The organism is Zhongshania aliphaticivorans, assembly GCF_902705855.1.
GTDB classification, from domain to species: domain Bacteria; phylum Pseudomonadota; class Gammaproteobacteria; order Pseudomonadales; family Spongiibacteraceae; genus Spongiibacter; species Spongiibacter aliphaticivorans_B.
Genome location: NZ_CACSIJ010000013.1, coordinates 59,875 through 79,078 on the forward strand (window position 1 = coordinate 59,875; position 19,204 = coordinate 79,078).

At 49.9% G+C, this 19,204-nt stretch carries 14 protein-coding genes; 5 read left to right on the forward strand and 9 right to left on the reverse strand.

Features of this window, described 5'->3' with window-relative positions; all coding sequences use genetic code 11:
* Nucleotides 1–927 precede the first annotated feature (927 nt).
* The 4 genes from GVJ32_RS09945 to GVJ32_RS09960 all read right to left on the reverse strand — a co-directional run bounded on the left by GVJ32_RS09945 (nt 928) and on the right by GVJ32_RS09960 (nt 6,394).
* Nucleotides 928–2,934, reverse strand: a complete 2,007-nt coding sequence (locus tag GVJ32_RS09945; protein ID WP_159239911.1) for an acetyl-CoA carboxylase biotin carboxylase subunit — start codon at nt 2,932–2,934, stop codon at nt 928–930.
* Nucleotides 2,935–3,017: 83 nt separating this feature from the next.
* Nucleotides 3,018–4,625: a carboxyl transferase domain-containing protein gene (locus tag GVJ32_RS09950; RefSeq protein ID WP_159239912.1), complete on the reverse strand. Its 1,608-nt coding sequence runs from the start codon at nt 4,623–4,625 to the stop codon at nt 3,018–3,020.
* Nucleotides 4,626–4,767: 142 nt separating this feature from the next.
* Nucleotides 4,768–5,937 carry an isovaleryl-CoA dehydrogenase gene (locus GVJ32_RS09955; RefSeq protein WP_159239913.1) on the reverse strand — a complete coding sequence of 390 codons (1,170 nt, stop codon included), beginning with the start codon at nt 5,935–5,937 and terminating at the stop codon, nt 4,768–4,770.
* Between the two features lie 52 nt (nt 5,938–5,989).
* Entirely contained in the window at nt 5,990–6,394 is a 405-nt protein-coding gene (locus GVJ32_RS09960; RefSeq protein WP_159239914.1) for a MerR family transcriptional regulator, read from the reverse strand.
* A 223-nt stretch (nt 6,395–6,617) separates the two neighbouring features.
* Here GVJ32_RS09960 and GVJ32_RS09965 point away from each other — a divergent pair, with 223 nt between their 5' ends.
* From GVJ32_RS09965 to GVJ32_RS09980, 4 genes are all read left to right on the forward strand, one after another.
* Entirely contained in the window at nt 6,618–6,995 is a 378-nt protein-coding gene (locus tag GVJ32_RS09965) for a carboxymuconolactone decarboxylase family protein (protein ID WP_159239915.1), read from the forward strand.
* Nucleotides 6,996–7,359: 364 nt separating this feature from the next.
* Nucleotides 7,360–8,226 (forward strand): M24 family metallopeptidase, encoded by an 867-nt coding sequence (locus tag GVJ32_RS09970; protein WP_159239916.1) that lies wholly within the window; start codon nt 7,360–7,362, stop codon nt 8,224–8,226.
* The gene (locus GVJ32_RS09975) at nt 8,223–9,980 is read left to right on the forward strand and encodes an SDR family oxidoreductase (protein ID WP_159239917.1); all 1,758 of its coding nucleotides are present in this window, start codon (nt 8,223–8,225) and stop codon (nt 9,978–9,980) included. The genes GVJ32_RS09970 and GVJ32_RS09975 overlap by 4 nt, the downstream gene beginning before the upstream one ends.
* Nucleotides 9,981–9,996: 16 nt before the next feature.
* Nucleotides 9,997–10,977, forward strand: a complete 981-nt coding sequence (locus GVJ32_RS09980; protein WP_200841400.1) for a metal-dependent hydrolase — start codon at nt 9,997–9,999, stop codon at nt 10,975–10,977.
* Between the two features lie 250 nt (nt 10,978–11,227).
* Here GVJ32_RS09980 and GVJ32_RS09985 read toward each other — a convergent pair whose 3' ends face one another.
* Genes GVJ32_RS09985 through GVJ32_RS09995 form a run of 3 tightly spaced genes read right to left on the reverse strand, consistent with a single transcriptional unit; the run spans nt 11,228 to nt 13,879 of the window.
* Nucleotides 11,228–12,079: a MerR family transcriptional regulator gene (locus GVJ32_RS09985; protein ID WP_159239918.1), complete on the reverse strand. Its 852-nt coding sequence runs from the start codon at nt 12,077–12,079 to the stop codon at nt 11,228–11,230.
* Nucleotides 12,080–12,125: 46 nt separating this feature from the next.
* Nucleotides 12,126–12,995: a metal-dependent hydrolase gene (locus tag GVJ32_RS09990; RefSeq protein ID WP_159239919.1), complete on the reverse strand. Its 870-nt coding sequence runs from the start codon at nt 12,993–12,995 to the stop codon at nt 12,126–12,128.
* A gap of 17 nt (nt 12,996–13,012) precedes the next feature.
* Nucleotides 13,013–13,879, reverse strand: a complete 867-nt coding sequence (locus tag GVJ32_RS09995; protein WP_159239920.1) for an SDR family NAD(P)-dependent oxidoreductase — start codon at nt 13,877–13,879, stop codon at nt 13,013–13,015.
* A 145-nt stretch (nt 13,880–14,024) separates the two neighbouring features.
* Here GVJ32_RS09995 and GVJ32_RS10000 point away from each other — a divergent pair, with 145 nt between their 5' ends.
* Entirely contained in the window at nt 14,025–15,590 is a 1,566-nt protein-coding gene (locus GVJ32_RS10000) for a flavin-containing monooxygenase (protein WP_159239921.1), read from the forward strand.
* A 702-nt stretch (nt 15,591–16,292) separates the two neighbouring features.
* Here the strand turns inward: GVJ32_RS10000 and GVJ32_RS10010 are convergent.
* Both GVJ32_RS10010 and GVJ32_RS10015 read right to left on the reverse strand, forming a co-directional pair.
* Nucleotides 16,293–17,057 (reverse strand): hypothetical protein, encoded by a 765-nt coding sequence (locus GVJ32_RS10010; RefSeq protein WP_159239923.1) that lies wholly within the window; start codon nt 17,055–17,057, stop codon nt 16,293–16,295.
* A 17-nt stretch (nt 17,058–17,074) separates the two neighbouring features.
* Nucleotides 17,075–19,189 carry a DUF1302 domain-containing protein gene (locus GVJ32_RS10015; protein WP_435808078.1) on the reverse strand — a complete coding sequence of 705 codons (2,115 nt, stop codon included), beginning with the start codon at nt 19,187–19,189 and terminating at the stop codon, nt 17,075–17,077.
* Between the last annotated feature and the right edge of the window lie 15 nt (nt 19,190–19,204).

Genomic DNA, 19,204 nt, shown 5'->3' on the forward strand with positions numbered 1-19,204 from the left:
TCTGCCCAACTGCTTTAACTGTCATTCTCGTGAGTGCTTAAATCGATTGTGTTGCAAAAATGTACTCGTTCTCAAATATCGACTATGAATTTTCGACTTACGTAACTAAAGCGTAAAACTGTTTGGTGGGTGTCAATGCGTCCGCCAAATTTTTCTTCATTTAACCTTTCTTCAACATAGCAACCAGCTCAATTCGAGCCAAAGTACTTTGGCCACAGTAAAAGCTTTTAAAACCTAGTATTGATCGTGTTATTCGGATGATTCCCCTCTTTTAGCTGAAGCGCAAATATGACGCACCCGGTATTAGTACCTTTCGTGAGAGTGCGGCCTGTGGACAAGGTCACCCGAATTAAAATTTTTTCGAAATTACACCAAACCATACGTGCGATTACACTGTGAAGGCTTGTGCAGCTTTTGAATTACATTTTCGCGCTAATTTTTCGATGGGCCGATTTCTAGCATACGTTTGATTACGGCGGGGGTGCGACCACCTAATGACACTTTATAGCAGCCTCTCACTGGAATGCCGACGGCCTTTGTGACGCAAATAATGGGGCTAAAGTGGTCGATACTTTCGTTTATTGAGCAATTGATGTTTTTTGGGTTAGAGGCTTCTGAAGCGGCAGCAAAAATAACGACCGCATTGGCTTGTGCCTTTAGGGCGTATTCGAAGCTGAGGCACTAGGGCGACGTAGCGAACATCGTCACGACGTTTTATCAGCTTGAACACGTCCTCGGTGTCGGCCATTTGCGGCACCTACGCGGGATTTACAAAACTGCTGGCTTCAATGTTTTTTATATCAGCGTTGGTGAGTAAATCGATTAACTACGTGTTGCGGCGTCAATCAATCAGTTGTTTCTCGTTTTACAGGCCGTTACGAATTCCAACTTCCCCAACGCGCACTTGGCTGGGCAGTTCGGTGCAGCTCATTCGGCTTTCTCAAATTCAATTAATTCAGCACCGCCGCTCACCAGCTCGCCGGCTTGGTAATAAAACGCTTTCACTATACCGTCGGCGGGGGCGCGAATAGTGTGTTCCATCTTCATGGCTTCCATTATTAGCAGGGCGTCACCTTTGCTGACGGTGCTACCCGCGGCTAATAGATGGCTGACAATGGTGCCATTCATCGGCGCGATCAATTGGTTCTCAGAGGCGTCGCCACTGCTGTCGCCTAAGTCGGGTCGTTTTATATTAAATTGCACGGCGCGCTCGGCGGTGTACATACTAAAGCTACCGTCGTGCTCCGCAAAGCTGGCGCTCTGACGGTGGCCGTCGATATCGGCCTGTAATACGCGCTCGTTGAGTTCACCGCTAACGGTGTATTCTTGTTCGCCGTGCTTAATATTGAAACTGGTGGGATCGGTATCAAGAGCCGTGGCGCAGACCGAGACGACGTCGTCACCAAATTGCAGCGCAAAGTGATGCTGCGCGGGTTGATTTAAACGCCAGCTGTGGGGGGTATTCCATGGTGAGCCGGCGTCGCTGCTGTTATAGGCGCGAGCGGCAATAAGCTGTTTCTGTTTTAAAATGAGATAGAGCGCGGCCAGTGCGAGATTGTCGCCAAGCTGGGGAATATCCCGATTGAGCAGCTGGTCTTCATGCTTGCCGATAAAGCCCGTGTCAAATTCTGCTTGGGCAAACGCGGGGTGCTGGCAAAGCGTGTACAGAAAGTCGATATTTGTGGTGACGCCATTTAAACGGTATTCCTTTAAGGCGCCACCCAAACGCCGCAGCGCGTGTTGGCGGTCGGTGTCCCACACAATTAATTTGGCGATCATGGGGTCGTAAAACACACTAACTTCATCCCCTTCGATCACGCCGGTGTCGATACGGATATGGGCCGATTCCGCAGGGGTTTCTAAAAAGTGAAGGCTGCCGGTTTGGGGTAAAAATTCATTGTTAGGGTCTTCGGCGTAAATCCGCACTTCTATGGCGTGGCCGTTAATTGTTAATTCATTTTGCTTAAGCGGCAGAACGTCGCCGGCGGCAACCCGCAGTTGCCACTCCACTAAGTCTAAACCGGTAATCATTTCGGTAACGGGGTGTTCTACCTGCAGACGGGTATTCATTTCCATGAAATAAAAACTACCGTCGGCGTCGAGTAAAAACTCCACGGTGCCAGCACCAACATAATCAATGGCTTGGGCAGCGCATACTGCGGCGTTACCCATTTCGGCACGCAGGGTTTCGCTCATGCCGGGCGCGGGGGCCTCTTCAATTACTTTTTGGTGGCGGCGCTGTATGGAGCAGTCGCGCTCAAATAAATACACCGCATTGCCGTGGCTGTCGCAGAACACTTGAATTTCGATGTGACGGGGCTGGGTAAGGTATTTTTCAACCAGCATGGTGTCGTCGCCAAAGCCGTTCATGGCTTCGCGCTTGGCGGCGTCAAGGGCGGTGTCAAACTCCTCGGCGCTCCACACTTGGCGCATGCCTTTACCGCCGCCGCCAGCCGTGGCTTTAAGTAATACCGGGTAGCCCATGTCGTTGGCGGCTTTGCGGATTATTTCCGGATCTTGGTCGTCGCCATGATAGCCTGGTACCAGTGGTACACCGGCTTTTTCCATAATTTGCTTAGCGGCAGATTTAGAACCCATGGCCTCGATTGCGGGGGTGGGCGGGCCGATAAAAACAATATTTTCAGCGGCGCAGCGACGGCAAAAGGCCGCGTTTTCTGATAAAAATCCATAGCCGGGGTGGATGGCCTGTGCGCCGGTTTTTATTGCGGCGGCGATGACTTTATCAATATCTAAGTAAGAGTCTCGCGCTGCGGAGCCGCCAATATGGATGGCTTCGTCGGCCATGCTGACATGCAGGGCGTTGCGGTCGGCGTCGCTGTAAACCGCCACGGTGCGGACACCCATGCGGCGTGCAGTTTTGATAATGCGGCAGGCGATTTCTCCGCGGTTGGCAATCAGAATTTTAGTAAACATGCTTGCGCTTCCGTATTATTTAATAAGCCAGTATTCAGTGCTAGAAAAGTGTGCTGAGTAACTTGTGTTGAAAGCTCAAGGCACTACATTCTGAATACGCCAAATTTTGTGTCTTCAATTGGCTTGTTTAAGCTGGCAGACAAGCTCAAGCCCAACACCATGCGGGTGTCGGCGGGGTCGATAACACCGTCGTCCCAAAGCCGCGCCGAGGCGTAATACGGGTGGCCCTGCTTTTCGTAGGTGTCGAGAATTGGCTGCTTAAAGGCTTTTTCTTCCTCGGCGGGCCAGTCTTTATCGTCGCGCTCATATTGGTCGCGTTTTATTTGCGCCATAACGCCAGCGGCTTGCTCACCACCCATTACCGAGATGCGCGCATTGGGCCACATAAACATAAAGCGCGGGTCGTAGGCGCGGCCGCACATACCGTAGTTGCCGGCGCCAAAGGAGCCGCCAATAAGTACGGTAAGCTTGGGCACTTTGGCACAGGCAACTGCCATTACCATTTTGGCGCCGTGCTTGGCAATGCCGCCTGCTTCGTATTGCTGGCCGACCATAAAGCCGGTGATGTTCTGCAAGAAAATCAGGGGAATTTTGCGTTGGGCACACAGCTCAATAAAATGCGTGCCTTTCTGCGCAGATTCAGAAAATAGTATGCCGTTATTGGCGATAATACCCACCGGGTAGCCAAATATGCGGGCAAAGCCACAGATTAACGTGGTGCCGTACAGGGCTTTGAATTCGTCAAAGTCAGAGGCATCCACAATGCGAGCGATAATTTCGCGCACGTCATAGGGTTTGCGACTGTCTTTAGGCACAATGCCGTAAATGTCTTTGGCGGGGTAGGCGGGTTCTTCGCTGGGCGCAATGTCGAGTTCAATTGGTTTGCGGCGATTTAAACGTTTTACGGCATTGCGCGCCAATTGCAGCGCGTGGTGATCGTTTTGGGCGTAGTGATCGGCAACCCCTGAGGTGCGGCAGTGAACATCGGCGCCGCCGAGATCTTCGGCACTAACCACTTCACCTGTGGCGGCTTTTACCAGTGGCGGGCCGGCAAGAAAGATGGTGCCTTGTTCGTGCACTATAATGGATTCGTCGGCCATCGCCGGAATGTAAGCGCCACCCGCCGTGCAACTGCCCATGACCACCGCGATTTGAGGAATGCCCATGGCCGACATATTGGCCTGATTAAAAAAGAAGCGGCCAAAGTGTTCGCGGTCTGGGAATACGTCGTCTTGGCGGGGTAGATTTGCGCCGCCTGAGTCGACCAAATAAATACAGGGTAAGACGTTTTCTTGGGCGATGCTTTGGGCGCGTAAATGCTTTTTCACTGTAAGGGGGAAATAGCTGCCGCCTTTAACTGTGGCGTCGTTGGCGATAATCATGCATTCCTGCCCGCAGACGCGGCCAATGCCGGTAATGATGCCCGCCGCGGCGAGTTCTTCTTCGTAAACTTCGTAAGCAGCTAATTGCGATAATTCTAGAAAGGGCGTGCCGACATCGACAAGAGCACTGATTCTTTCCCTTGGCAGTAACTTGCCGCGCTCGGTATGGCGGCGCTGAGATTTTTCACCGCCGCCGCGGCTGATTTTGGTCACAATGTTTTTGAGGTCGTCGACCTGCGCTTGCATGTGCTCGGTGTTTTCGAGAAAACCGGCATCGCGGGGATTAATTGTCGATTTCAGTACGGTCATGGTGGCTGCCTGTATTTCGTTTTATATGGGTCAAAATACTGTTATTCATATTCTCGCTAGGGCGAGAACGTGTTTTGTTAAGGCCACCACACCGTGTTTTTGTTTTTAGGGTGGCCCGTATTTAAAATCGCAGTGGCTAGATTTATACAGTCTCTTTAAACAGTTCGCGGCCGATTAACATGCGGCGAATCTCTGAGGTGCCGGCGCCAATTTCATAGAGTTTGGCGTCGCGCAGTAAACGGCCAGTGGGAAATTCATTGGTGTAGCCATTGCCGCCGAGAGTTTGAATGGCTTGTAGCGCCATTTGTGTGGCTTTTTCGGCTGCGTAAAGAATTACCCCTGCGGCATCTTTGCGGCTGGCTTCGCCGCGATCACAGGCGCGGGCTACCGCGTATAAATAGGCGCGGCTGGCATTGAGTTCGGTATACATATCGGCGAGCTTGCCCTGCATCAGCTGGAATTCACCAATGCTTTGGCCAAACTGTTTGCGGTCGTGTAAATAGGGCACCACCACGTCCATGCAGGCCTGCATAATGCCAGTAGGGCCGCCAGACAAAACCGTGCGCTCAAAGTCCAGACCACTCATTAAAACTTTAACGCCTTCGCCTTCCTTGCCAAGAATGTTTTCTGCGGGCACTTTGCAGTTATCAAACACGAGTTCGCAGGTGTTGGAGCCGCGCATACCGAGTTTGTCGAGCTTGGGTGAGCGGCTAAAGCCGGGGTAGTCGCGCTCTACTATGAATGCCGTCATGCCACGCGGGCCGGCATTGATATCGGTCTTGGCATAAATCACGTAGGTGTTGGCGTCGGGACCGTTGGTGATCCACATTTTATTGCCGTTAAGCACATAGTGATCGCCCTGTTTGTCGGCTTTCAGTTTCATACTAACCACGTCGGAACCGGCATTGGGCTCAGACATCGCCAAGGCGCCAATGTGTTCGCCAGAGCACAGTTTGGGTAGGTATTTTTCTTTTTGGGCTTGGTTGCCGTTTTTATAAATCTGGTTAACACACAGATTGGAGTGCGCGCCGTAGGACAGGCCCACCGAGGCGGAGGCGCGGCTGATTTCTTCCATGGCAATAACGTGGGCCAAATAGCCCATGTCGCTGCCGCCAAACTCTTCGCTAACGGTAATACCAAGCAGTCCCATGTCGCCCATTTTGCGCCATAAATCCATTGGGAAGGCATTATCTTTGTCGATGCTTTCGGCGCGGGGGGCTATCTCGGCCTGCGCAAATTGGTAGGTGGCGTCGCGCAACATGTCGATTTCTTCGCCAAGGCCAAAATTAAGAGAGGGGTAGCTAGAACTCATGGAAATCACCTGTGTTTTGTTTATTTAATTTGTATGCGCGGCTTATGCCGTTTTACTGGGCTTTTCTTTGCATGTCCTCAAGAGCTTCAACACAGCGTTCTTCTGCTTGGTCTAGTTCAGATAGCATGTCGTTGAGATCTTGTAGCTGTTGTCGTAATTGTTCTTTTATTAAACGTCGGCGCTCGCGAATTTTGTCTATTAATTTCATGATCTGAGGGCTGTTATCGTGCTCGGGGTGGTACATCTCGATAATGTCTTTGCTGTCTTCAAGTGACAGCCCCAATCGCTTGCCGCGTAGAATCAGCTTTAGTTTGATTCGGTCGGCGGCGCTATAAATACGGGTTTGGCCATTGCGCTCGGGATTGAGCAAGCCTTTTTCTTCGTAAAACCGAATAGTGCGGGTGGTGATGTCAAAGTCAGTGGCTAAATCCGTAATGCTATAACTGCGATTAGACATAAGGCGTTGTCCGAGATTTTAAATAATGGCATTATGCTACTTCACACCTTACGTTAACGTCAACGTAAGTTTTTGAGTGTAAATTTAGGATGGTTTACTGCGCAGGTTCTATCGGCGGCTTGTCGCGAGGGGGCTACCGACTGAGGTATTTTCTTAACTGGGCTAATGCGGTCGCCATCCACCCTGCATATTGATTTAGTAGCAGCATTATTAGAGGAATCTTATGAGTATTGAGGATCAAAAAGCGGGCGAAATTATTCGTCGTGAAGTAATGGGTAGCGACCATGTTGATAGGTCTTTGCGGAATGCGACGGCCTTTGATATGCCACTGCAGGAGGCTGCGATGGAGCATGCTTGGGGTGGTGTGTGGGCCCGCGAGGGATTGGATCGTAAGACCCGCAGTATGGTGACAGTGTCGATGTTAATCGCGCAGCAAGCACACGGTGAATTAAAGGGGCATGTGCGTGGAGCCTTGAATAATGGCGTGAGTCCAGATGAGCTTCGTGAAATTATCATGCATGCGGCAGCCTATTGCGGATATCCGGCTGCGTTGTCAGCGATGCGAGTAGCAAGGGAGGTGATTGATACTGATCAAGTCTAAATTACCTATTATAGGCCTTTGATATCGGCCGAATTTTTTGGCTACCCCCGTTGTACGTATAGCAAACTACTGAAAAGTTGATCGATAAGAGCGACTACGGCTTGGGCTATTTGCTGAGCGCATTGTTTATCTATTTACCCTTCTAGATTGCGTATAAACCCGTACTGCTTGCTTTCTGCCTTTGCTCGATAGAGCTTGGTAGGGCGTCTTCGTGGCCGGTGTTTTAGAGGCGTTCCGTGCTTTCTAAGTGTCGCTGGGCATGCCGTGAGATTGCCTTAGAAAAGGCGGCGGTCTTCCTATTGCATCGTTTCGCCTATATTGTTACATTTAGTGATGTAACATTAATCAGTAGAAGAATAACATTATGAGTACTCTCTCAAATGAAGATCTAACGGGGTTTCGTGATATTCAGCGGCTTGCCTATGACTGTGCTGAGGCGATTGCCGCTGACCTTCAGCCTGGAGTAAGTGAAAAGGACGTCGCGAAGAAAATGGAATCCTGGCTAATGGATCACGGTGTGGACGACTGGTTTCACAAACCTTTCGCGTGGTTTGATGATAGAACTGCCTTTGACGGATTTATTGGCTTCAAGCATCTGGGTGGTTTCAATCCTGCGTTTTACCCGAGCAATCGTCGTCTCGAAGAAGGCATGCCTTATATCCTCGATTGCGCACCTAGCCGACATGGTTACACGGCTGACATCGGCTACTGTGGAGTAGTTGGTGAGAATAAGCTTTTAGACCGGTTAATGGATGACTTACTCGAGTATCGAGTATTGCTGCTAGATCAAGTGCGGCAGCGCCTACCGTTGGCAGATATCAGCCGCGCGGTTGATTCACTTTGTGCTCGTCATGGTTATGAACCGCGTCATAAGGCCTATCCCTTTGAAACGCTTGCTCATCGGGTTGAGCTTCTTAAAGATGATGGTAAGCAGAGTCATATTAATCTGGCCCATTTTGGATTGAGAAATATCCGTGAGTTGGCGACGAGTGGCTGGGACATGTTAAGTGGTGGTGATTCTCCGATCTGGAACAGCGGTAAGCGAGCGGATCACGCCCCGACACCAGGTTTGTGGGCGGTGGAGCCTCATTTAGGCTTCCGCGGCACAGGTGCAAAATGGGAGGAGTTGCTTGTTGTTACCGAAACAGACGCGTATTGGCTGGATGACGATGTACCGCATGTGCGCCGTTGGCAGTCTCGCGGTATTTGGCCTATGGAGAAAGTAGCATGAATGAAATTAAACGCACTATCACGGTTAATGGCGTCAATCTTCATGTTCGAGAGTGGAATCCAGAAGCTCAGCCTACGATTGTCATGGTTCACGGCTATCCAGATTCTAGTCATGTTTGGGACGCTACGGCGAAATTATTGGCAAAGCGCTTTCATGTTGTGGTTTACGACGTGCGCGGTGCTGGTGAATCTGATGCGCCTAAACATACTAAAGCGTATTCACTAGAGCACCTCGCGGGAGATTTTCGCGCGGTAATCAACGAAGTAAGTCCAGATAATGCTGTTCATCTTGTTGCCCACGACTGGGGTTCAATTCAGAGCTGGGAGTCGGTAACTGATCCAGAGATGGCTAGCAGAATAGCCTCATATACGAGTATTTCTGGGCCCTCATTGGATCATACCGGTTATTGGATTGGGCAGCGTCTTAAGAGCGGTAAATCCAGTGAATACAATAAAGTTGTTAATCAACTTGTACACTCTTGGTATATCGGGGCATTTCATTTTCCGGGGTTCGCGCCAGCATTGTGGAATACAGGTTTAGATAAGCTGTGGCCCAGCCTTATAGCGCGTGTGGAAGGGGGTGTTGAAGCTCTTCCTAATCCTAGTCAGCGTAAAGACGGTGTTATAGGCGTGCGGCTGTACCGCGCAAATATGAGTCAGCGGCTCACTGCACCGCAGGAAAAACATACTACCGTACCCGTGCAGTTGATTGTGCCCGAGCGAGACAAATTCGTTACAGTTGAATTGCTAGATGATTTACACAAATGGGTGTCGCGACTTTGGAGAGAAAATGTAGATGCCGGTCATTGGCTGCAGCTTAGTCATCCCCAATTGGTTGCAGATCGAGTTAGCCGTTTTGTCGATTTTATAGCATCTGGTGAAGATGATAGCGAGGCGCCGGTCGCGCTTAGGCGCCTTCAGGTCGGCGGCCCCCGTAAAAAATACTCTGGGAAATTGGCTGTTGTTACGGGTGCGGGCAATGGTATTGGCCGCGAAACATTGTTGGCGTTAGCTGAGCAGGGTGCCGACGTTATTGGTATAGATATAGATCCAATTGCGCTTGATCGCAGTATTGAATTGGCGCAGTTATTGGGCGCCAATGCACAAGCGCATGTCATGGATGTTAGCGATGCAGCGGCGTGGGAGGCCTTCGACGCGGCGCTGGAGGAAAATAAGGACTGCCCGTCTATTCTGGTCAATAACGCCGGCATCGGCATGGCAGGACCGTTTTTGGAAACCAGTACCAAGGACTGGGAGAAGATACTGGGCGTTAATCTTTGGAGTGTTATTCACGGATCGCGCCTGTTTGGGCAGAAAATGGCTAAGGCTGGGAGGACGGCTACCATTGTCAATGTCGCCTCGGCAGCAGCTTTTACGCCTACTCGCACCATGACAGCTTACTCCACTACTAAAGCCGCCGTGCGCATGCTGTCAGATTGTATGCGTGCAGATCTCGCCGATTCAGGTATACGCGTGATTACAGTTTGTCCCGGTATTGTTAATAGCGGCATCACAGATCGGTCTAACTTTGTTGGGCAAGATGAAGCGGGAGAAAATCAAAAGCGTGCCCGTGCTTCAGCGCTTTATGCACGTCGCAATTTAAGTCCCAAGGCAGTTGCTCGCGGTATTCTCAATGCCATTGATGGCAGTCGCGATGAAGTATTGGTAGGGGCAGAGGCTTACGGATTGAATTGGTTGGGGCGTTTTGCGCCAAAATTAGCACGTCGTATAGCGCGTTATGACTTAGCAGGATAACGGGAGAAAATTGACAATGAATATAACAATGAAAGAGCAGTCTGAATCAGCGTCGCGTAAAGCTTGGAAGTTTCCACGCAAAAAAGGATCTTCCACTCCCCATTCCGTGACACCGCGACGAGTAGAGTTTGACTGGTCTAAGACCCAGCTCGAGTGGATACCTGATCAACCGTTTGCTAGCCACTTTATTAATGAACTTAATTTGATTCTGCCAGCAGGTGAGTTTTGGTTCTGCCGACTTTACAATCAAGCCTTACCCTTGATCACCGATGATAAATTACGCGAAGACGTGCAAGCATTTGTGCGCCAAGAAGCAATGCACGCGCGCGCACACGATGGCGCCATTGAGAAATACCTCAAGGGACATGGGATTGAAACTGCGCGCAACACCGACTTTATGGAGAAGTTGTTTACGGTTACTCTCGCTGACAATCCCTATGGTCGCAAGGTGCCTAAGTTTTTAGAGAGGAGATGGTTGGTATTTCGGTTGGGAATTATTGCCGCTATTGAGCATATGACGTGTGTGCTTGGTATGTATGCGATGGACAACAAGAAGTGGGATGAAGCAGGCGCAGACGAAATGTTGCTAGATCTATTGCGTTGGCATGGAGCGGAAGAAGTTGAGCACCGCTGTGTCGCTTTTGATTTGTATCGGCATCTGGGGGGCGGATATCTTTCTCGCTACTACCTAGCATCAATTTCTTTCCCCTTGATCTTTATGATTTGGGCAGACGGTGCGGCTCATATCATGAAGCAAGACCCGCGCTTCGCTAAGAAGAAACCTAGTGCGTTCCGCCCTTGGTTGTGGCGGGAGTGGGCGAAAGTCTCTAAGACGGGACATTTGCCACACCCGGCGTGGTTATTTATGAAAGAGTTACCTTTTCTTTCTCCTTTATATCACCCGTTAAATGAGGGATCGACAGAGCGGGCATTAGCTTACTTAAATAGTTCGCCGGCATACCGTGCTACCCAACAACCGAATGTTGCTAGCACCTAGCGGCAGCCGAGAAGAGGCTATGCGTGCATCGGGAGAATTTTAAGTGCGCGCATAGCTTTTTGGCGGGTCGCAATTGTACAGGCGCACGCGGAGTGAGAAATTCTCCGCAGAGTTAGCTGTTGTTTTGCAAGTGAGTTTGGTGCGTTAATGTGGCGGCTGAGTTTGCTGGTTAGGTGTTAGCTGTTTGGTCTTATTCTGTGATGGATTTTTGAGGTCTTTCTTAGCATTTTAGAGTAGCCATACATGACTACTACTCGTGTAAATGATCTATCACTGCAGAAAGGCGATCTCCGAGAAAGTTTCGTAGGGATCGATTTAACGCTAGCTCTGCTTCTGCGCGAATAGCTTGGTGTGCGACAGGTTTGAGTTCCCAAATAAGGCGGGAAAGTTCATTGAGGGTTTCAGGTGGAGGAAGCTCATCTCCAAATTCATCAAAGCGATCAACGGCGACTTTGACGAGACCGTCTGCTGCGCGTTGAACATTACCACGCAGCAGGCGTAATAGTTCGATGATTTCCTCAAAAGACATTCCTAGCTTCACCAGTTGTTCACCGGCTTCAATTAACTTGGGGCTAGGTGCTACAAACTTACTGCGCTTTCGTTCTAGTAGTCCGAGTTTAACGGCTTCATCAATCACACTTTTACGAGCGGCCTTGATGCCGAACATTTTCAAAAGTTCGGTAGCGGTGTACTCGCGTGACTTTTCGATATTGAATACTTGTGTAATAGCCCGCTCTAAGCCAAGAAGATCTTCTAAATCGCGGCCATCTGTCCAAGCGGCAAGCAGTTCGCGAATATTCTCAATGGTGTAGCCGCGGTCGAGCAAATTGTTGATGATGTCCAGCCGTGCGGCGTGGTCGTCGTTGTAAATCCCCAGTCTTCCGCGTTTAACCGGAGGCGCGAGAATGCCCCGATCCTGATAAGCGCGGATATTGCGCACGGTGGTATTGCCACGGCGCGCGAGATCGTCGACGGTATATTCGCCCTCGGGCAATGGTTGTTTGCCGGATTTACGTCCGCGGATACTGGTAATGCTAGTGGGTACTTTCATGCGGAGTATTATATAGCTGATGTGGTTGTTGGCAATAGATACCTGTACCACCGGTGTTTCCACCGGCGGTACAGTCGTTGCAGATATCTCCCTAATGTTATGAGGCGAGCTTGGCTACTTTGGGTGATGGTGCAAAACGCTTGGCCAGCGCATCAAGACGCTTCAATTGTACTGAATTGTCGTGATCCCATGGATGGAAGTCTCTGCGAAAGTAGTCGATAAAATCCTTAGAGAAATGCCTTATAATTCCCTTGCGGCCAAATAGTATTTTACCGCCAGCACGCCATCCTTTTACGTCGGTTATCGCTCCAGATCGATAGTTCATATATAACCAAAATGGCAGCACGCTACTCCAGAATATGCTCATAGCAATAATCATAGAGCTCCCGCGAATTGCGTAGGCTTTGGTGTCTTGGCCCACTACGTGTTCGTACACGTCGTAACACACGCCCTTGTGTTCGGTTTCTTCAAGAGCATGCCATTGCCAGACCGCTGCCATATTTTCTTCTGCTCCCTCGAGAAAACTTTCGTCTTCGAGAATATATCCGGCGAGCGAGGCAGTGAGGTGCTCCAGTGCGCAGGTGCCACCCAGTTGCATGGAAGGTGGCAGAACTTTACGCATGGTACGGAGTAATTTACCAACAAAGGCATCCATTTGTTCGCCGCCCAAGCCAGCGTCGGCGATCGCGGCATTGTAGTCGCGGTGTTCGCGGCCGTGCATGGCCTCTTGGCCGATAAAAGCGCTTATTTCTGCAAGTAGTTTTTTATCTGTAATCTGTTTGTTATCGCGATAGTGCCGCACCGAGTCGATAAAAAATTGTTCACCTTCGGGAAAGAACACCGAAAGCGTGTTGTAAAAGTTACTCGCGTGGGCGCCATCGGGGTGCCAGTTGGTCATTCGCTTGCTGTCGAATTTGAAGTGTAGATCACGGCGTACAGGGTTCACGGGTAGTGTTGTAGTTTTCATGTCAGTCGCTTCCTTATTTATGCTTGTGTGATTTTGGTGATGTGTTTATCGACCTTGCTGGAAGGTTCCAGGCGATTGATAAGACGCTCGAGTAGGCTGAATGCATCGGTGTAGTATTTGGGGAACAGTCGTTGAACCAGATCTAGCGCGAATGCATCTGGCCCAATCAAAATGCGTGAACGCTTGCGTTGAATACCGTCGAGCAAAATACTGGCGGCTTTTTCTGCATCGGTAAAACTGATTCGGGAAAATAGATCAACGCCAGCTTGAGAGCCAGTTATGCCGCCTGGTGCCTGATACAGTCGAGCATTGCGGGCGATATTGGTGCGAATGCCGCCGGGGTGTACCGAGTGAGCTGTGATCTTTGTTCTTTTCAGCTCGGCCTGCAGTGCTTCAGTAAAGCCGCGAATGGCGAACTTGCTGGCGTTATAAGCACCTTGGGTGGGGATTGAGAGTAATCCGAACAAGCTCGATACATTAATGATGGCTGCTTCTGGCTTGTTTAGTAATTGCGGAAGAAAGGCCTTGGTGCCGTAGACCATTCCCCAGAAATTGATATTGAATAGCCACTCGAAATCATCGTAGTCCAGATCGGCAATAGTTTGCGATACGGCGACACCGGCATTGTTAATCACTACATCGGCGCCACCTAGCTCAGTGCTGACGCGCGCTGCAAATTGGTAGACCGCTTTGCGATCGGCTACATCAAGCTCTTGAGTGAGATGGCGATGCCCTGTTGCGTCATTCAATGCGGCTAGGGCGCTGGTATCTCTATCTACTAGCGCGAGTACCGCGTCCTGTCGGTCGAGTTGTAGAGCCAAGGCTCTACCTATTCCTGATGCGGCGCCGGTAATCACGACGACCTTGGATCTAAAGTTCTTCATGTCATGCCTCTTATTCTTGACAGAATTCTATGAGTCACTAATATTTGTAACATTGATCATGTTGACATTAGTAAATGTAACGATGTATGTTGGCATCGTCAAGTAGCGTAATAAAAATATATTCAGGTTAATGGCGGAGAAAATTATGGGTGCATCGCAAACCGACAACATTACTAGAACGACCCGACGGAAAAACCAAGCCGAGGGGATACTGGATGTTGCGATTATAGGAAGCGGGTTCTCTGGAATTGGTATGGGCGCAGAGCTTAAAAAGCGCGGTATTAATGATTTTCGTATTTTCGAGAAAGCGGCCTCGGCAGGCGGCACTTGGCGGGACAATAGTTACCCCGGTTGCGCTTGCGATGTTGAGTCGGCGCTTTACTCCTTTTCATTTGCGCAGAATCCGAGCTGGTCGCGGGGCTTTGCTCCTCAGGCAGAAATACAGCAATACCTTGAAAAAGTCCTTCAGGATGTCAGCCTAGATGAGCATATGTGCTACGGCCACGCATTGTCTGCCGCTCGCTACGATGCAGAAGAGCAGATTTGGCAGCTAAAATTTAGCAACGGTCAGCGGGTGCAGACCCGAATGCTGGTCTCGGCTATTGGCGCTTTGCATTTGCCGAATATTCCAGATATTAACGGCCTTAACGATTTTAAGGGCGAGGTGTTTCATTCGGCACAGTGGCGCCACGATGTCGATTTAACGGGCAAGAGAGTCGCAGTGATTGGCACCGGTGCTAGCGCGATACAGTTTGTGCCGGCGATTGCCCAGCAGGTGAAATCTTTAACCTTATTTCAGCGCTCGGCTGCTTGGGTACTACCAAAGCCTGATCGGTCTATTTCTAAGCTGGAACAGGGCTTGTATCAGACCGTACCTCCCTTGATGTCTCTGCGCCGTGCGGTGACATATTCGCGACTCGAAGGGCGCGCACTAGCATTTAATTATTTCACTAGTGCTTTAAGGGTGACAGAGGCTCAAGCAGTACGGCATATCAAAAAATACGTAAAAGATCCCGTTAAAGTGCAGAAGCTGACGCCTGATTACCATATGGGCTGTAAGCGGGTTCTTATTTCTAATGACTATTACGCGGCGATTAATCGCGAGCATGTCGCGGTTGAAACCTGCGGTATCGAGCGCGTTAACGGAAACGCCATTGTTGACAGTAATGGCGTAAGTCATGAAGTGGATGTGATTTTACTGGGTACCGGTTTTAAGACTTTAGATGCGGTTGCGGCGCTCGATATTTGCAATGCTGAGGGGCAGTCTTTGGCGAAGTCTTGGGAAAATGGCGCGGAGTCGCATTTAGGTTGTATGTTGGCAGGCTTCCCTAATTTCTTTTTATTGCTGGGGCCAAATACCGGCTTAGGTCATAACTCTCAGGTGTATATGATCGAATCTCAGATTCGCTATATTGGCGATGCACTAAGCAAAATTCGTCAGCACGGTTTGGCTAGTGTTGAGGTGAAAGAATCGGTGCAGACGAAGTTTGTTAGTCAGATTCAATCGCGTTTAAAGAATACTATCTGGCAATCCGGTTGCCAGAGCTGGTATCTCAACGATAAGGGTGAAAATTGGACCTTGTGGCCGGGCTTTACTTTTGTTTACCGTTACCTGAGTCGAGAGTTTAAGTTGCGCAACCATCATTGTATTCCCAGCAAAGTAAATCAGGATGAGATGGCCCTCGACGTGATGGAAGGGGAACTCATTTAGCCTCCTTTCGCAGTAGTTGCAATGTTGCCGGCCTGAGGTTCAGCTCCGAGTGAGTAATCGTAGCTGACACCTCTGTTTGGGGTAGTTCAGCTGCGAGGTTTAGGCGTGAGGTTACCGGCGTTGACACTCTTTGGTCGACTTTAATTGTCGTCTCAATAATCGTATCTACCGGTAGTTTTAGCATCTCGTCTGCGAAGACGGTGATCGGCCCATGATAATTAAATCGGATATTGTCTTTTACCGGTACGCGCAAATTAACTGGCAGATCGAATTTCATCGGAATTGAGGTGGAAATCCGTAGATTACGCAGTTTCTTTACATTCCCGAAATTAATTTCTGTTGTCGCGGTTATCGCTGCCATTGTGTCTACAGGGATAATGCCTTCGTAGACGACCTCAAAGGCGACTGGAATATTGGCATCAAGTTTAACGTTGACCGGAAATTCACCTTTGAAGGGGACCTCCAGCACTTCTTTAAATGGCACTACAGTGCTGATGTCACCATCGAGTTGAATGTCGAGGGGGCGGGTAGTTTCCAGTGATGCATTTAACTGTGGAGGGAAGCGCACTTTCATATTTTGTTCGTGAAGGGTGAGCTTAATCAAGCCAAACTGGAATAGCTGTGTACCAACCCAAGCACAGGCGATGATGATCGCCAGCGTTAGTGGCACCAGTAACAGAAGGCCGCGNGGCGAAAGTATTTTCATTTGGACTCCTTCGTGTTTTCTTCGTGCCGTTCGGGGGAGTCTTTGTCGCTCAGGCCTAACTTCAGTGTACTTAACGGAATATTCAGGTCGGCATAGATGATGGTGACATTAAACGCTTCTTTGGGTAGAAACAGCTTGCCCTCGATATCCGAGTGCACAGGAACGCTCATATTGCTGCGGATGGGGATTTCAGCATCGATCACGGTGTTTAGCGGTACCGTTAAGGCTTGTTTTAGTACGGCTCTCACTGGTGTCAGCAGGTCTACGGGGATGTTTTCGCGCACCGGAATCGTCAAGCTGATGGGTACCTGTGCTTTAACTGGTACCTTGCCGCGAATAGGAATATCGATAATTTCTCCCAGCACCTCGGCCTCGACCACGGCATCTAGGTCGAGAATTTGGTCGATAGTAATCACGTCGTTAACCTGAACGGTGAGTTCAACGGGCACGTTAGTTTTTATTGCGGCCATCAGATTTAGGGTTTCATTTACAGGTACGGTGACGTCTTTTTTGATAGGAACCTGAGTCCGGATCATTTCATCAATACTGATGTCCAGTTGGTTTAATACCCGTGCACGTACCGTGAGAGCTTCATTGATTCTGATGTCGGCGGGTTGCTCTTGAAGTAATAGGCGGGCTTCAACATTTTGGATTGTCCATAGGGCACCTAGGCCCCCGCCGATGATGGCGCCGACCGCTAGGGCCGCAATAAGCATGGCGATTGTGGAGATGCCGGCTTGGCTTCGTTTTGTTTTTATCATTGTAGGGTTTCCACTATTTAGAATTTGAAGCGTAGGTACATCGACATAAAGTCGCGATCTCTAAATGCATTGCGGTCTCCGCCGCCGCCGAAGAAGTTGTAGGTGGTGCCTACAGTCCACGGGCCACGACGAAAATCGACTTGGAAAATACCAATTTGACGGCCTTCAAGAAAGTTTTCTGCAAAGCCTGGGCTGACGCCTTCAATGTCATGTAGCCATACCAGCATTGGTCGCATTTCAACGCCATCTATGGGTAAGTCAAATGAGCCTATTGCGGTTAATCGGTAGCCCCAAGAGAACTCGCTTACATAGCCGCCTTGGTTACTTATTGGGTTCAGTAGTGAGCCGTTACCGGTGTCTGCGGTGCCTGGGCTAGCATGTGTGTGAGTGCCAGGTCCCTCATACTGTAATCGATCTAGTGATGGTAAGCCGGGCACCCAAATGCCTTGTACTTCTGCTAAGAGGGCAAATTGTTTGGAGCCCAAAAATGCGCTGCGATTGCCAAACAATTTAGTGGCGGTGAGGGTGACCTGCACGGTTTGCTCCGACTCGTAACCTCGTATATAGGCGTTGGGGGCGATTTCGCCAGGTGTGCCACCGCGATAGCTAGTTACGTAGTCGGGCAGTGCGGTCTGGGAGGCCGGAATAGTCGCGGCAGGGAGTCCCGGTAGGGTTCCCGGTATGATTAAAATGTCGTGTCTGGGGAATGCGGGTTGTAGGCCGGCAAAAATGATGTCTTCGAGATCGACCTGAACGGGTTGGTTGTGCCTGTAGGCAAATTCTCCGCCGTAGAGAATGCCGCTCGATTCAATATTAAACGTAGCACCTAATAGGTGGATATCTTCAGGGTATTCAAGGAAGTATCGGAATGTGTCTAAGGGCAGCGCCTCAAAGTCTTCACCTGGTGTATTTAGCAACGGAATGCCGCAATCAATCAGAAATTCCGCGATATTGCGTGTATCAACACCGCGGCTATTACCCTCGCGGCGGGTGCAGGATGCATCGGCTGCGTAGCCGCTTAAGCTGGGAATACGAGCGTGATAATTGGCCAAAAATACTGCCAGTTCGGTGCCGTCAAACCAGTCATCCCGAAAATAGCGCAAGCCAACGCCAAATTGACCACCGTCGCGGGCCTCTCGATTTGATGCACGGCGGGCACTAAAGCTGGTACCTGAAATTAGGGATAATAAAGGGCTGGCTGGGGTTTGGAGCTGATCTGGATCGTTGGGTGTTTTTGCAAATGGCAGCACCACAGATTCGTTGTGGGTGACTTCGTTGCCTGCATCGAGAAAAGAGTAGATGGCGCCTTTGGCAGGTAATCCATAGGGCAGCCACTCAAATTGGTAGAAGGCCTGAACTCGGAGGCGGTCAGACCATACCATATCGAAGTTGACTAGTCCTACTGGGCGATAAATTTCCTCTAGCTCAAAACCGGGGCGGAATAGGTTGTTGGTTTCATAGGGGTTTATAAAGTTTAGATTACCACGTAAAACAAAGGTGGATTCCCCCCAGTTTAGGAGTTGGCGGCCGATTTTGATGTCGGCTTCGCGCTCCCCTATCGGCATACGAAATGCTACCCATGCGTCTCGTAGGTCAATAAATTGGCCAATCGCAGCTTCGGTTTCTTCTGGGCGACTGCGATGTGTCGGTTGGCCAGGTTGGGTTCCGGGGCGGACAATTTGATTGTTAGAGAACTCATCAAAGCCATAGTTTACGGCATCGAACAGGTACTGCCAGCTGATCTCGACGTCGAAATTTTCAAAGCCAAGTGATAATCGCGAGTCCCATTTCAAAAAACCGAGAACAGGGNCGCCGGCGTCGTAATTTAGATTGCCGTCGTCTGTATTCGACGACAGTAATCCTCTGGCTGCCATAAAACGTTCATTAGGTGCTGTGTCGTTCTGGGACAAGCCGATGCAATCGTCAGCAGCGCATAAATTGCGATTCTGCTCTAGGCTGATTTTGCCAATCATGTCGGGGTCGGGGGACTCTACTCGAAAGCCCATACTTAACATTAATACATTTTCAAACGACACTTTTACTGCTGGGGAGCTGGGGATCTCCAGGTTAATTGGTGTTTTTCTCTCTGCTTCGGCGTGCAGTAGACCTGAAAACAGGGATACCGTTAACACGATAAGACGGTATTT